Raw genomic sequence first — 14,781 nt, 5'->3', positions numbered from 1 at the left:
CAATGAATCAGATCAGGCGGTCAAACGCGAGGGTTTTTGGAGGTGCCCAACTCGGTCTACGTCCGGTTCCGCCGCTGGGCCGAACAGGGCGTCTGGGATGCCGTTCTGCAAACGCTGGTCGACTTGGGGCTGACCGACGACTGGCAGCACATGATCGATAGCACCAGCGTTCGCGGCCACGTCTCGGCAGCGGGCGGAAAAGGGGGGCTCGTGCGAACGCTCTTGGTCGATCACGCGGCGGCTTTACGAGCAAAATCCACGCCCGCTGTGACAATCAGGGACTGCCTCTCGGCTTCATCCTGACCGGCGGCGAAGCGTCCGATTACACCGCTGCCGAGCCGCTCATGGAGATCCCCATCGCCGCGCCCAAAGCGCTGCTGGCAGACAAAGGCTATGACGGTGACCACTTCCGGGAGAGCCTGTTGATCCGGGGTATCCTGCCGATCATCCCGCCTCGCTCAAACCGCAAGGTGCCTGAGCATCCTGACTATCGCCGCTACCGGGACCGCAACCGCGTCGAGCGCATGTTCGGCAAGCTCAAGCAACAGCGCCGTATCGCCACCCGCTACGACAAGACGGTCCTATCCTTCGAGAGCTTCCTCAACCTCGCCGCAGCACGCCTGTGGCTGAGATCTCTTGTCAACAGGGCCTAGCCGGAGGTCAGTCTCGACCAAGTCGGGTGGCGCACGTTGCCAAGACGGCCCATCGCATCGGTCAGTATTGCTAGCCAAAGTTTGGGCGGCTCTGATCGCGTGATGGAAGTAGGCGGCAATGGCGAAAATTCATTCAGACACCAACAAGTATGACCACAGGGCGACGCCCCCGAACGTCGTCGAGATCTTTCACGGCGGCATCCGGGATCTGATCCGGACCAGATTGGATGAAACCGGTGATACATGGTCGAACTTCGTCTTCGGCACGAGCTACGATCTCATTAGCGCCAAGGATGTCGTAGAGCTTGAAAAGCGGGCCGTCGATGCGGGATACCGGTACGTGGCTTCCGCGACGATCTCGGCAGAAGAAAGGCCGAATGCCTATCAGCAAATCGGCGGAGCCGATGGGGACGCAGACGAATTCTCTTTCGAGCATCCCCGCGCCGTTGTGGAACCCGCGGACGAAGCTGGCAGGCAAAGGCGGGGTCAGGGCGACAATGTCGTCAGGTTTCCCGCCAATGCAGTTGGCACGGCGCGATACTACCGTTCGGTAAAGGATGTGATGGAGGGGCTGACCAACGGCGTTCCTCCCGAAACGATTGCGATTATCGACGACAGTGGCGGCACTCTTACTGCTCCCATCCTCGAGCAGTTCCACGGGGTGATCTGCGCGGGCGGAACGGTCAAGTCGCATCTCGGCATCCTGACCCGCGAATTCGGCATTCCCTGCCTGATGAACGCATGCATCAGCGGTATCCGGAATGGCGACAGGGTCGAGATTGAGGTGTCTGGGCGGGCCAAGGCCATGGGGGACTACCAGACACAAGACGATCATTCAGTTCGTGTGTGGCTGCATTCCCGCCATTGATACTCCCAAGGTCCTTGAAAAGATAACATGAATTTCCGGAGATGGACGTGAAAGGTTCTGAAATCACATATGCCAGGTTACTAGAGGCCAACAATTTGATCCGAACCGCTGGCGAGGAAACTTATTTTCTTGGCGTGACGCGGACGGTGCAGGAATCGAAATTCTTTCCTGTCTCAGCTTATATCATGCTCGGGTACTTGAATGCCTTTTACCGGTACCCTCCGCTGCTGCGCAAGATTTCGGCGGTGATGTCACCAGAGGATCTGGCCGATCGCATTCGCAATTCCAACTCCAAGATCCAGTCGATGGGCACCAATTGGTGCATGATCAACTTCTATCTGCTCGGCCGGGAGATGATGATCGACATGGGCCTGGTCCGCCCACAGGACGCTGTCGAGGACGTGATCTTCGTTCTTGACTTTTGGCGTCGCTACCAGCTCGCCTGGCGCCGGGATTCCGGCCATATCACGAACAAGGAGGCCGGGCACCGCTCTCAGGTTCTGCCAGAGCGTCGCATTCAGGTCTATCACGCCGACATGTTCCCCTGCGAGGAAGGGGATGCGTTGCACGGCGCCACCGACAGGTTCCTGGCGGCAGTTTCGCAATACGCCGTTCTGGTCGCTTGCGAGAGCCGGGTCTGCATGACCAATCACGGCCCCTACAATCTCGGTCAGGCTCGCGAACTGCTGGTCCGTGACTTCTTCGACCTTGCCGAAGGGGATCTGCCGTGGCTGGACGGAGTGGCGGGCGATGTTCCCTTTTCGCGCCTTACCGTGCCCACCGCAGTCAGAAACACACATTTCAACATTGTCGACGATTGGGGCAGCTTTGACTCAAAGCCGGAATACAGGGCCGCCAATATCTGCGCAGTGGGACTTTATACATCCGACGAACTTACCGAAACGCAAGTCCCGATAGGCATGGGAAGTGCCGAGGAGCTCACGGCAACTTTCGACAGGTATACCGAGATTTTCAAGGATGCGACCAAGAAGCTATGGGAATCGCTGGCCGGATATTCGCGTGAGCAACTGATCGATGCCGGCGCGCTGACCTATTATTCCATCATCAAGGATTTCGCCCACGTTGCCGGATGTTACGAGGCAAGCGACTGGATGGAAATCGATGAGCGCGCGGATCGGTTCCGCCCCTTCATGAACGACGAGTATGGCAACGAATTGCTTGGTGCGCTGTTCGTCCCGCTGTCGCTTTCCAGCCAGCAGTTCAGCGCATATGAAATGATGCCGCATTCCAACCTGCCCAAGCGCAACTATTCCCCGATCCCCTATTCCATCCTTTCCGATGGCGACTATGCGCCGACGGTAGGAGACGAACTCGGACGGGGGGTTACCTATCTCGCTGCGAAGGTCGATCGGTATCGCACAACGCAGGGAACGATGACCCAAGATGAGCTGAACGAGAGGGTCCGTCAGTTCACGCCAAAGCTTTGCACCGAACGCTATCGTTATCTGGACGATGCATGGGTCAAGTACAATTACGACAGCCCGCTTGCCGACGAGCTTTACAGGATTGAGCAGTCGGACTCGCGAAATCTCAAGGATCGTGGAGCGGGACTCGATCGAGACGATGTCGAAGCGCTCTCCAATCTCCAGCACCGTTCCCGATAACGCGAAGAAGAATAGTCATGCTCTACACAGATCATCTTGTGCTGCATGGCATCGGCATCAAGAAATACGCCGACGCCGTGAATATATCCGAGATAATCGGCATCGCCCAGGCCGAGGTCGAAAACTCGATCGACCGCGCGGAAGAGCGAGGGCTGGTAATGCGGGCCGACGGCAAGGCGACGCTCGGTCCGGCCGGTCGGTTGATAATGCAATGCAATTATTCCCGATTTTACGACAGTGTCAGGAAAAATGATGCCTTTGTTGCGGCCTACGATCGTTTCGAGGAACTGAATGTCGACCTGAAGTCCCTGATTACGGCATGGCAGGTGCGAGATATCGCCGGGAGCACTGTTCGTAACGATCATACCGACGCGGACTACGACAACAAGATCATCGATCGATTGGGCGCCCTGCATGAAAGCGCCGAGCGCATTCTTGCGGCGATGGCGTCGGTTCTTCCGAGAATGGCGATCTATCGGGAAAAGCTGCTTACGGCGCTCGAACGGGCAGAGGACGGTGCGATCGAATGGGTGAGCGACGCCAAGATCGAAAGTTACCATACGCTGTGGTTCGAACTGCATGAGGATTTGCTCTGCATGCTCGGCAAAGAGCGCGAAGAGTGAGGTCGGTGATGGCTGGTTCCATGGAATGGATCATGCGTCTCGATGGGACGAACTTGCCGGGAAAGTCGCTCATTGGCGGCAAGGCGCACTCGATCGCACGCCTGATGGCGCTCGGTCTGCGGGTGCCGCCTGCCTTCGTGGTTACGACCGAGGCCCACGCCGCGTTTCTGGCAACGGGTGAATTCCCCGACGGACTTGTCGAGGAACTCGAACGTGCCATCGCCTGGCTCGAAGAGTCCACCGGGCGCGTTTTTGGCGGAGCATCTGCTCCCCTGCTCGTGTCGGTCCGTTCGGGAGCAGCCATCTCGATGCCCGGTATGATGGATACCATCCTCAATGTCGGCATGAACGATCAGACCCAGACGGCCTTGGCAGCCGAAAGCGGAGACGCGGCGTTCGCACAGGATACCCACCGTCGCTTTGCGCAACTATACGGTAACGTTGTTCTCAAGGCCGATGCCAAGGGTTTCGACAGTGCGTCTGACCCACAGGTGTGGCGCGATATGATCCACAGCGCGACCGGCAAGACGCTGCCCGATGACCCGCGTGAACAGTTGCTGGGGGCGGTGACAGCGGTTTTCGAATCTTGGAATGCGCGCCGCGCCCGACGCTATCGCGAGCACCAGAAGATTCCCCACGACCTAGGCACCGCGGTGACTGTTCAGGCGATGGTGTTCGGAAATCTGGATGAGCGATCGGGCACCGGTGTGCTGTTCAGCCGCAACCCTTCGACCGGCGAAGACCAGCCCTTCGGCGAGTACCTGGGCCAGGCGCAGGGCGAAGATGTCGTATCGGGTGAATTCACGCCGAAACCCCTTGCCACGATGGCCGAGATTGTTCCCGAGGCATTCAACGACCTGATGTCCGCCTCGAAGACGCTGGAGCGGGCCGAACGGGACGTACAGGATATCGAGTTCACGGTGGAGCGTGGCACTCTTTACCTCTTGCAGGCGCGATCGGCCAAGCTCGCGCCCCAGGCTGCCGTGCGAACGGCGGTCGAGATGGCGAACGAAGGCCTGATCGACCGGCGCACGGCCATTTGCCGCATTCCTTCGGACCGGATCCGTATCCTGATGTCGCCTGTCATTCCCGAAGCAGCACGAGTTGCGGCTGCTCAACTGGCAAAGGGAGAGGGGGCTTGCCCCGGTGTCGGCATAGGCATGGTGGTATCCGGCTCCGATGAGGCCGAACGGCTTGGCAATGAGGGGATTGCCGTCGTGCTCGCCCGTCCGACGACAAGCCCGCATGATGTTCACGGAATGATTGCGGCCACTGCGGTAATAACCGAGGAAGGCGGATCGACATCGCACGCCGCCGTGGTCAGCCGGGCGCTTGGCAAACCCTGCGTTGTCGGTTGCGGGCAAGGCAGGCTTTCCGCCCTGAACGGCCAGACCGTGACCGTCGATGGACAGACAGGGCAGATCTGGGCCGGAGCGCTGGAGGTTGTTGTCCCCGACGAAGTGTCTGACGGGATGCTGGCGCAGTTGACCGAATGGGCGGAACAGCTTGCGCCAATCCGCATCATTTCGGCCGATGGAGCGAAGGGGCTTGATGCCCTCGATCTCGCGGCGATTGAAGGTGCCGAAGAGTCGGAAAACCTTCCAGAAATCCTTGCAGGCAACCAGACTGCGAAGGGCGCAGCCGGAGGCGCGATCGCGACCGACGAAGGCGTGCGCGCAGCCATCGACGCTGGTCTGGAATTCATCGTCGCGGACCCTCGCCTGCCATCGCTCCTGGCAGCGGTTCAGGCGAACGTCGAACCCGTGCCGTGAGAGTGCTGCGTCCCGATCACCTGCGGACCTGCACGTCGCTCGGCGAGCGTGCTGCGGGCAAGCAACCACGCCGCCAATCCAAACTCTCTGTATTCGAGGAATTGAGCAGATGACCAATGTCACTCCCGAAGATGTACAAGCGCTGATCGAGCTGTTCGATGCAGGCGATTGGGACGAGCTTCACATCACGCTCGACGATTTCCAGCTTCACCTCAACAAGGATCCCGCGGCCCGTCGCGCCTGGAACGGTGGCGAGCGTACAGTCGTCGATACCCCGGCTGCATCGGTGGCCACCCCTGCGCCGGTGGCGGTCCCGGCGGCGAGCGCGACTGCCGATGCAACCGGATCGGCCGACTATCAGGTCCCCGATGGAATGTCGGTGCTCAAGGCCCCGAACCTGGGAACGTTTTATCGTTCGCCCAAGCCCGGTGCGGCGCCATACGTGGAAATCGGGCAGAAAGTGGATGCCGATTCCGATGTGTGCCTGATCGAGGTGATGAAGCTGTTCACGCCGGTGAAGGCTGGCGTGGCAGGCACCATTCGCGAAATACTCGTCAGCGATGCCGAGCTTGTCGAATTCGACCGACCGCTGTTTGTTATCGAGCCGGACGCCTGATGCCTATCAAGCGTCTCCTTATCGCCAATCGTGGCGAAATCGCCGTGCGTATTGTGCGTGCGGCGAAGGCGAAAGGTATCGAAACGGTGCTGGCAGTGTCGGCAGCGGATCGTGACAGCATGGCCGCAACGGAAGCCGACCGCGCGGTCGTTATCGGCCCAGCGGCTGCCCGCGATTCCTATCTCAATGGCGACATGCTTATCCATGCGGCCCTGTCGACGGGATGCGACGCTGTCCATCCGGGTTATGGCTTCCTGTCGGAACGTGCGGCATTTGCCGAAAAGTGTGAGAATGCGGGCCTGAATTTCGTCGGGCCCAAGGCCGAGACGATCCGGCTGGTCGGCGACAAACTGGCCGCCCGCGCCCTTGCCAGGTCCGCCGGTGTCCCCATGGTTTCAGGAAGCGAGAAGGTCGATACCGTCGATGATGCGCTGCGCATTGCCGATGGAATCGGGTTCCCGGTCATCACCAAGGCTTCGGCAGGTGGCGGTGGACGCGGCATGGTCGTGGCACGCTCGCCCGAAGAGCTGCGCAGCTCGTTCGATGCCGCCTCGCATGAAGCCAAAGAAGCCTTCGGCGACGGGACACTCTATCTAGAGCGCTTTGTCGAACGTGCGCGCCATGTGGAGGTGCAGGTCGTCGGTGACGGCAAAGGAAATATCGTGCATTTCGCCGAGCGCGACTGTTCGCTGCAGCGGCGTTACCAGAAAATGGTGGAGGAAGCACCTGCCGCGATCCTCTCGCCTGCATTGCGCAACCGCGTTTCGCAAGCGGCGATCGATCTGCTCTCGCCGATAAGCTATCGCAATGCGGGAACAGTTGAGTTCCTCTACGACGAGGAAACCGAGCAGTTCTTCTTCATGGAGGTCAATGCCCGGATCCAAGTCGAACACCCGGTGTCCGAGCAAATCTGCGGGATCGATCTGATCCAGCGCCAGCTCGACGTTGCCTGCGGCGAAGCCAGCGAACTAGCGCAGGATGACATCATTCCTGCCGGCCATTCCATTGAGGTGCGGATCATCGCGGAAAATCCGCTGGATAACTTCCGGCCGTCACCAGGCCGCATCACCAACTGGTCGGCACCTTCAGGCACGGGCATTCGGGTCGATACGGCGATGGCGTCGGGCGTGATGGTCCCACCCTACTACGACAGTATGATTGCAAAGCTTATCGTGACGGGCCGCGATCGTGACGATGCCGTCGCACGCCTTCGCGATGCGCTCGATTCATTCGTGATCGAAGGTATTGCGACCAACATCGACCTGTTGCGGTTCATTTCCCGCCACCCTGATTTCATCGAAAACCGGATCGATACACGTTGGGCAGAGCGCGTTTTGCTCCCCGAATTTCTTTCAGACAAAGGAGCCCCCTAATGGCGCACATCGACATTCTAGACACCACCATCCGGGACGGCCAGCAAGCGCTTTGGGGTATGCGCATGACCGCGGGGATGGCGCTCCCCGTCGCGCCGATCATCGACCGGACCGGCTATTCCACGATTGATCTTACCGCTTCGTCCTTGTTCGAGGTTCTCGTTCGCAGCTGCCGGGAGAATCCCTGGGACGGAATGGACCTGCTGGTTCAGGCCATGCCGCGCACCCCGAAACGAGCGGGGATGCGCTCGAACGCCGCAGTGAGCTTTGGTGTAACGCCCGACGCCTTGATGGATGCCTGGATGCGTCAGCTGGCGGTACACGGCTGCCGCAGTTTCTGGGTCTACGACGTGCTATTCAATATCGACAAGATGTTGCGACTGGCCAAGGTCTCAAAGGAGTTCGGCGCGACCTGTGCGGGTGCGCTCATGTTCACCCTGTCGCCGGTTCACACCGATGAATATTATGCCGACAAGGTCAAGAAGCTGGCTGCATCGCCGGACATCGATTCCATCCTGATCTATGATACGGCCGGCGTTCTGGAGAAGGAGCGGTTGAGCACACTGGTGCCTGCGCTGATCGCCGAGGCGCGCGGCAAGCCTATCGAACTGCATGCGAACAATATTCTTGGGCAATCGGGCAAGGCCTATCTCGATGCCGTGGATCTCGGCGTCACGGTCCTGCACACCTCCACCAGGCCGCTGGCCAACGGACCGGCGGTACCTTCGGTCCAGATGTTTGCGCACAATCTCGAAATGCTGGGGCACACCCACGACCTCGATTTATCGCTCCTTCCGCCGGTCGCCGATCATTTCGAAAAGGTTGGGCGCGCCGCCGGATATCTTATTAACCAGAACAATGAATATGACGTGCTCGCCATTCAGCACCAGATTCCGGGGGGCATGGTAGGCACTTTCAAGGCCAACCTGGCGCAACACGACATGCAGGACCGATTGCCCGATGTGCTGCGCGAGACAGCCGTGGTCCGCCGCGAGCTGGGCTATCCGGGTATGGCAACGCCGTTCAGTCAGATCGTAGGCATTCAGGCGGTGCTGAACATCGTTTCGGGCAAGCGCTATGAGATCGTAACCGACGAGGTGATCGCGTACGCCGCTGGGTTTTATGGGGAGATGGTCGCACCGATCGAGCCAAACGTCCTGGACAGGATCATGTCTTCGCCGCGGGCCAAGGACGTGCTCGCAAACCCGCCCGAAAATCCGTCGATCGAGGAACTGCGCAAACGCCACGGGACGGACAACGACGATGAATTGATCCTGCGTGCGCTAGTGCCCGAGGCCGATCTGGAGAAAATGCGGGCGGCGGGACCGGTGAAGAAGAACTTCCCGCTCATGTCATCGCCCGAGCTCGACCAAGTGCAGAAACTGATGCGTCTGGCTCGTACGCCATCGCTTCAGGCGACCATCGGGATGATGCAACTCGAACTCATCCGGCAGGAAGGCTGATGCTGAAGCCACTGGGGCTACCTTCTGCAAACTTTGACAAGGAACAATTGGGTGTTGGAACCGGAACAACTGCGTAATCAGCGGGTCTTGCTGGTCAACGACGACGGCATCCATGCCGAAGGACTGGCCCTGCTTGAATCCATCGTGCGAGAATTCACTGACGATGTCTGGATTGTCGCGCCCGATGAGGAAAAGTCCGGTGCGGCGCATTCGATCTCGTTGTCGGTTCCCTTGCGCTGCCGTCAGTTGGGCGACCGTAAATTCGCGATCAAGGGAACGCCAGCCGATTGCGTCATGATGGCAGTTTGGCAACTGATGGCCGAATGCCCGCCGACCACGGTAATTTCGGGGATCAATCATGGCGAGAACCTTGGTGACGACAATATCTATTCAGGCACGACTGGAGCCGCCATGGAGAGCGCGGTGCTGGGCTTGCGGTCGATCGCACTCAGCCAGGCACGCACTCTCGGCAAGGTGCCGCGCCTGGATGCAGCACAGGCATTTGCGCCCAGCATTCTGGAAACCCTGCTGACCTGCCCGTGGGAACAGGGTACGATCGTTAACGTGAATTTTCCCGATGTCGCTGCTTCTGACGTGCGGGGAATCGAAGTGACCGGCCTGGGGAACCGTCGGCCGGGTACCTTCCGGCCGGTACCGGGTGCTGACGGACGCAACGTACCCTATTACTGGGTCAAAGTGGATTACGGCGTTTCGAAGCTGGTGCCGGGGACCGATCTGGCGGCGGTGAAATCCGATGCGATTTCCATCACACCGCTGCGCGTGAACATGACGGCAAACGATCTCATGCCGCGATTTGCAGAGTTGTTTCCCGTCGGCGCGCTGGCGGCGAACCCCTGAATTGAAGTTACTGCTGACTGGCGACCAGCTGCCGCGATGACCGTCGGCAACGAAAGGATTTGATGTGTCTACGCAACTTCGAGAGCATGTACAAGAAGACGGTGACGGGCCGACCGCTCCCACCGACGTGCGAAGCGATTGGACCCGCGAGGAAATCGCGTTTCTGTTCGATCTTCCCTTTCCGGAACTGTTGTTCCGGGCGGCCAGCGTTCATCGCCAATGTCACGAACCGTCCCGGATTCAACTGAGCACGCTTCTTTCAATCAAGACCGGCGGATGCCCCGAGGATTGCGGCTATTGCTCGCAATCGGTGAAGGCGGACTCTGGCGTCGAGGCGACCAAGCTGATGGAGGTGCAGCAAGTCCTGCAATCCGCCGCGCAGGCCAAGGATGCAGGCTCGCAGCGCTTCTGTATGGGCGCGGCATGGCGCAATCCCAAAGACCGCGACATGCCCGCGATCATTCAGATCGTCGAAGGCGTGCGTGCGATGGGAATGGAAACCTGCATGACGCTGGGCATGCTGACGCCCAAACAGGCGCAGATGCTGAAAGAGGCCGGCCTCGATTATTACAACCACAATGTCGATACCGGGCCGGAATATTACGAACGCGTGATCTCGACCCGCAATTACGAGGACCGGCTCGACACGCTGCAGAACGTGCGCGATGCCGGGATCAATGTGTGCAGCGGCGGGATTGTCGGCATGGGTGAGACACGCGCCGACCGCGTGGGCTTCGTCCACACGTTGGCAACGCTCGAACGCCATCCCGAAAGCGTGCCGGTCAACGCGCTGGTGCCCGTCAAAGGCACGGTGCTGGGTGACATGCTCGCCGACACGCCGCTCGCCAAGATCGACGACATCGAATTCGTTCGCACCGTGGCGGTCGCGCGCATCACCATGCCGATGAGTATGGTTCGCCTCTCTGCAGGTCGCGAAAGCATGAGCGAGGCGACGCAGGCGCTGTGTTTCTTCGCAGGCGCGAATTCAATCTTCACCGGCGACAAGCTGCTGACCGCACCCAACGCCGGCGAAGACACTGACGCTGAGATGTTGCGTAAACTTGGTTTGTCCAGCGGAACGGGCCCCTGCAGTGACGATGTCGTCGGTGGGCGAAACAAGCCAAGGGAAAATGTCCTTTAAGGGCAACAACGCTCCATTCCTGACTTGCAAGTAATTGCATAAGCCGGAATTCGATGGCTTTCATCGATTTCTGGCTAGGTGTTTGGTCCCAGCATGTGATGGTGTAAAACTATCCCCATCACAGCGGAGGGATTTATGGGCCAGGTTCTCCATGGCAGCGCCAAGACCACGCACGCCATTCGAGCAGAGCTACAGCGATCGCAAGCTTCGGTCGCGCACCTCGCCAAGAAGTACGGGATCAACGAGAAAACGGTCCTGAAGTGGCGCAAACGGCAATCGGTGGAAGACATGCCGATGGGGCCGAGGGAGCGGCGCAGCACTGTGCTCTCGCCAATGGAGGAAGCCGCGATCGTGGCGCTGCGGGTGCAGGCCCGGCTGCCACTCGACGATGTTTACATCGCGCTCAAGGACGTGATCCCGCATCTGAGCCGCTCGTCGCTGCATCGCTGCCTGCAACGGCATGGGATCAGCCAGTTGCCCAAAGCTGATCGCGAGAAGCCGAAGAAGTTCAAGACCTACGAGATCGGTTACTTCCACATCGATATCGCCGAACTGCGCTATGAGGATGGCAAGGCCTACCTCTATGTCGCCGTGGACCGCACATCCAAGCTGGTCTTCGCACGCATCTATCGCAGAGCAACGAAGCTGGTCGCCGCCGGCTTCCTGAAAGCATTGATCAGGACGGTGCCCTACAAGATCCACACCATCCTTACCGACAACGGCGTGCAGTTCGCCCAGTTCGAGCGGGGCACCGGCCTGACCTTCCCGCACATCTTCGGCTGCGTCTGTCAGGAAAACGGTATCGAGCACCGGCTAACCAAGCCCTATCATCCCTGGACCAACGGGCAGGCCGAACGCATGGTGCGAACCATCAAGGAGGCGACCGTCAAATCCTTCCATTACGCCTCGATCAACGAACTGCGACGGCACGTCCGTGACTGGCTGACCGCCTACAACTTCGCCAAGCAGCTCAAGGCGCTCAAGTTCCGAACGCCTTACGAAGCTGTCGAAGAACTCTGGAAATCAAAGCCTGACATCTTTATCGTCAAACCTAACCATCACATGCTGGGACTAAACACCTAAGTGCATGTCAGGGTGCTGTTCAACACCGGGAATATCGCAATTTCTCCTTCATGGGTTGATCCTGACGCAGTGTCAGATTGTCATTTATGGGTGGTTTGGCGCGCTGCGCCAATATGGCTGTCACTGGTGACCAAGAATAAGAACGGCAACCGGTCCAACCTATATCCGAACTGATCGACCATAGAAAGTCGATACATACGGTGGAGGGGATAGCCATGAAGGTTTTGCGACCATTTATCATAACACTGATGTCGACTGCCGTTGCGCCCAGCGCACTTTACGCGCAAACCGCTTCGGTCCCGTCGCAGGCAAGCGAGCAGCCAAACGTTCAATCCGGCAATGATATTATCGTTACAGCCAACAGGCGAGCAGAATCGCTGCAGGATGTTGGCGCCTCAGTCATGGCTTTCAACGGCGAGCAACTTGAGAATTTGCGGGTCGAGTCGGCTGGGGATCTCGCCGGCCTTACGCCGAATGTCGACTTCAAGAAGCAATGGGGCTCGAAAGGCAATGCCAGCCTTTTCTATATCCGCGGGATCGGGCAGGCTGATTTCAATGAAGGCAGCGAGTCTCCAACTACCGTTTACATTGATGACTTCTACATTTTATCGAGCTCGGCGGTCGACTTCCAGACCGATGATGTGGCGACAGCAGAAATCCTGCGCGGGCCTCAGGGTACGCTTTTTGGTCGCAATTCCACAGCCGGCGCCGTTGTCATGCATACTAACCAGCCCACGAACTATCTTGAGGGTAGTGCGAAAGTTTCCGTTGGAAATCACGATAGTACGGGAATCTCCGCGGTATTGAACATTCCGGTCATATCCGATCGGCTGGCGGTGCGGTTCTCCGCGACACGTGAGACCAACGGTGCGACTACAAAGAACCTCTTTGACGGTCCGGGGGAAGGTGCCAACGACACACACGAAGGCAACTTCCTCGCTGCGCGCGCGATCGTGCGTTGGGACGTTACGGACGATCTTTATATCACCTACAAATACCAATACGGGCTCGCAAAAGGCCGGAATGGCGGCGATAGCTCACAGCCGATGCAGCAACTTGAAGGCTATACTATCGTAAAGCCCGACGGAACTGACGGTTTCGGTTATAACCCTACAGAGTCCGGTCAGACCAGTACGTCTGTCATCTCTGATGGCATTAATGACTTCCGAAACAAGGTTCAGAACCACCTCTTGACGATCAATTATGACGTCAACGACGCTGTCACTTTGACATCGGTTACTGGGTATCTGAAGCAGTTCAAGTATACTCTGGAGGAGTGCGACGGAACGCCGCGAACGATTTGTGCTGCTTATCAGACAAACGACCAGAAATACTGGACCCAGGAACTGCGCGCGGCCGTCGATCTGGATCGTGCAAGACTTACCTTCGGCGGATTCTATCTTAATCAGGATTACGCCAACCAGTGGACCCTCCCCATCATCAGCGGCACTGGCACATTTCAGGGGCACCCATCGATCGAAGCCGGTGACACCCCGGGCGGACTCGTGCAGTACACCCCCAACAATTCGAAGCTGGAATCCTATTCTTTCTTCGGGAACATTTCCTTCGACGTTACCGACCGATTGACTCTTTCCGGCGGTCTGCGCTGGAACCATGAAGAGCGCGATTTCCAGCAGGTTGAAGGGCTTTATGTCCACGACCACCCCGATACTGGTCAATATACCATTGATGGAAATACATTTGGTATCCTTGTTCTTGATGCCGAGGGGATGGAGAACCTGATCGCCAACTATATCGTCGGCCCTGCCGACCCGGTTGGAGATCCAGTCGTCGACTTTTCGGATACGTTCAAAACCACTTTCGTGAATTATCAGTTGGGCATCGATTATGAACTAACCGATGACACGCTGGCCTATGCATCATTTAAGCACGGCGTGAAATCCGGCGGCTTCAATAACGGACTTGTAAATTTCTCGGCATTCGATCTCGACGCTATCCCCTTCAAGAATGAAGTAAACAATGCTTTCGAAGGTGGTGTAAAATGGCAGACCGCCGATGGCCGGATCCGGATAAACCCTGGCATTTTCTATTATGACTACAAGAACTACCAGGCGACCGCATTTACAGTGGTGAACGGCACCTTGGGTGTTCAAGTCATCAATAAAGATGCGGTTGTCTATGGCGTGGAAATAGACACTTGGGCGAATCTCGCCGATGGTCTGGATTTGACGTTCGGTGCGGGCTACATCGACACGAAGGTCAAGGATGTGACAAACGTGGGCGGCGGGGTTGCGGTCACTGAAGATCGTGAACTCGGATCGGCACCGCATTTCGAGGCGAGCGGCTCGCTCCGATACGAAATGGAGATGTTCGACGGTACGCTCAGTAACCAAGCTTCGGGCAGCTATACGTCTTCGCGCTACGTCGATGTGTTAAACGATCCCGCAACGAAACTGCCCGCCTACATCAATGTCGATTACAATATCATGTACAAAGACAATGACGGGTGGCATGTTTCGGCCTATGTTAAAAACCTAACCAATAACACAAAGGCATTGCAGAAGTTTAACTTCGCAAGTTTGTATAATACTGGTCAGATTAATTATGCTCCACCTCGGTTCTACGGTGTAGAAATTGGGTTCGAGTTCTGACCATTAATTTCGGATTAGCCCTTCCTGTCGGGCGGCGGAGTTCTGGACTGGATCTCCGCCGCTCATTTTTGGCCCTATGCGTGCTTCGACATAC

The 14,781-nt window shown here is 58.1% G+C and carries 11 protein-coding genes and 1 pseudogene; all 12 read left to right on the top strand.

What is annotated here, in order from left to right:
- Positions 1-48 precede the first annotated feature (48 nt).
- Positions 49-653, top strand: a pseudogene (locus N0B51_RS10125) (IS5 family transposase); the annotation flags it as partial.
- Between the two features lie 118 nt (positions 654-771).
- Positions 772-1,521, top strand: a complete 750-nt coding sequence (locus N0B51_RS10120) for a PEP-utilizing enzyme (RefSeq protein ID WP_259962204.1) — start codon at positions 772-774, stop codon at positions 1,519-1,521.
- A gap of 41 nt (positions 1,522-1,562) precedes the next feature.
- Entirely contained in the window at positions 1,563-3,146 is a 1,584-nt protein-coding gene (locus tag N0B51_RS10115) for a hypothetical protein (RefSeq protein WP_259962203.1), read from the top strand.
- A gap of 17 nt (positions 3,147-3,163) precedes the next feature.
- Complete coding sequence (locus N0B51_RS10110) at positions 3,164-3,769, top strand: hypothetical protein (RefSeq protein WP_259962201.1); 606 nt, start codon at positions 3,164-3,166, stop codon at positions 3,767-3,769.
- Positions 3,770-3,777: 8 nt separating this feature from the next.
- Complete coding sequence (locus tag N0B51_RS10105) at positions 3,778-5,541, top strand: pyruvate, phosphate dikinase (protein ID WP_259962200.1); 1,764 nt, start codon at positions 3,778-3,780, stop codon at positions 5,539-5,541.
- 109 nt (positions 5,542-5,650) lie between these two features.
- Positions 5,651-6,157: an acetyl-CoA carboxylase biotin carboxyl carrier protein gene (accB, locus tag N0B51_RS10100; RefSeq protein WP_259962199.1), complete on the top strand. Its 507-nt coding sequence runs from the start codon at positions 5,651-5,653 to the stop codon at positions 6,155-6,157.
- Positions 6,157-7,530, top strand: a complete 1,374-nt coding sequence (locus N0B51_RS10095; protein WP_259962198.1) for an acetyl-CoA carboxylase biotin carboxylase subunit — start codon at positions 6,157-6,159, stop codon at positions 7,528-7,530. Before accB ends, N0B51_RS10095 begins: the two co-directional genes overlap by 1 nt.
- Positions 7,530-8,993 carry a pyruvate carboxylase gene (locus tag N0B51_RS10090; RefSeq protein WP_259962197.1) on the top strand — a complete coding sequence of 488 codons (1,464 nt, stop codon included), beginning with the start codon at positions 7,530-7,532 and terminating at the stop codon, positions 8,991-8,993. Before N0B51_RS10095 ends, N0B51_RS10090 begins: the two co-directional genes overlap by 1 nt.
- Positions 8,994-9,047: 54 nt before the next feature.
- Positions 9,048-9,851, top strand: a complete 804-nt coding sequence (gene surE, locus N0B51_RS10085) for a 5'/3'-nucleotidase SurE (RefSeq protein ID WP_259962196.1) — start codon at positions 9,048-9,050, stop codon at positions 9,849-9,851.
- A gap of 127 nt (positions 9,852-9,978) precedes the next feature.
- Complete coding sequence (bioB, locus tag N0B51_RS10080) at positions 9,979-10,992, top strand: biotin synthase BioB (RefSeq protein ID WP_259962244.1); 1,014 nt, start codon at positions 9,979-9,981, stop codon at positions 10,990-10,992.
- Between the two features lie 135 nt (positions 10,993-11,127).
- Positions 11,128-12,075, top strand: a complete 948-nt coding sequence (locus N0B51_RS10075) for an IS481 family transposase (protein ID WP_259962195.1) — start codon at positions 11,128-11,130, stop codon at positions 12,073-12,075.
- Between the two features lie 248 nt (positions 12,076-12,323).
- Complete coding sequence (locus N0B51_RS10070; RefSeq protein ID WP_259962194.1) at positions 12,324-14,687, top strand: TonB-dependent receptor; 2,364 nt, start codon at positions 12,324-12,326, stop codon at positions 14,685-14,687.
- The last annotated feature ends 94 nt before the right edge of the window (positions 14,688-14,781 follow it).

This window comes from Tsuneonella litorea, from assembly GCF_025154015.1.
Classification (GTDB): Bacteria; Pseudomonadota; Alphaproteobacteria; order Sphingomonadales; family Sphingomonadaceae; genus Tsuneonella; species Tsuneonella litorea.
The sequence above is the reverse complement of the archived record's forward strand: the minus strand, read 5'-3'. Positions and strand labels throughout refer to the sequence as shown.

Bases quoted from the DNA above. Each gene is read 5' to 3' on its own strand.
- N0B51_RS10120 (WP_259962204.1), top strand. From the start codon at position 772: ATGGCGAAAATTCATTCAGACACCAACAAGTATGACCACAGGGCGACG.
- N0B51_RS10115 (WP_259962203.1), top strand. From the start codon at position 1,563: ATGGACGTGAAAGGTTCTGAAATCACATATGCCAGGTTACTAGAGGCC.
- N0B51_RS10110 (WP_259962201.1), top strand. From the start codon at position 3,164: ATGCTCTACACAGATCATCTTGTGCTGCATGGCATCGGCATCAAGAAA.
- N0B51_RS10105 (WP_259962200.1), top strand. From the start codon at position 3,778: ATGGCTGGTTCCATGGAATGGATCATGCGTCTCGATGGGACGAACTTG.
- accB (WP_259962199.1), top strand. From the start codon at position 5,651: ATGACCAATGTCACTCCCGAAGATGTACAAGCGCTGATCGAGCTGTTC.
- N0B51_RS10095 (WP_259962198.1), top strand. From the start codon at position 6,157: ATGCCTATCAAGCGTCTCCTTATCGCCAATCGTGGCGAAATCGCCGTG.
- N0B51_RS10090 (WP_259962197.1), top strand. From the start codon at position 7,530: ATGGCGCACATCGACATTCTAGACACCACCATCCGGGACGGCCAGCAA.
- N0B51_RS10075 (WP_259962195.1), top strand. From the start codon at position 11,128: ATGGGCCAGGTTCTCCATGGCAGCGCCAAGACCACGCACGCCATTCGA.
- N0B51_RS10070 (WP_259962194.1), top strand. From the start codon at position 12,324: ATGTCGACTGCCGTTGCGCCCAGCGCACTTTACGCGCAAACCGCTTCG.